Genomic DNA, 251 nt, shown 5'->3' on the forward strand with positions numbered 1-251 from the left:
AATAACCCAATTCATTCGTCCTGAACTCATTGCCGTCCACCCGAAGAACATCGCAACTAACGTAAGTAAACTCATTGCAAACGTTTTCTCAAAGTCGTTGACGCGTTCCGATCCCGTGCGCTACCGAATGATCGTGGCGATTTCCGAATCGCCGTCCAGCCACCTCGAGTTCAGGCACATACCATCCGACGCCGGTCGCCGATGAACCGCGCGCGGAGCGCACATGGTCGGCCGAGTTGGGAAGTTACGTC

The organism is Sorangiineae bacterium MSr12523 (genome assembly GCA_037157775.1).
Taxonomy (GTDB): domain Bacteria; phylum Myxococcota_A; class Polyangia; order Polyangiales; family Polyangiaceae; genus Pendulispora; species Pendulispora brunnea.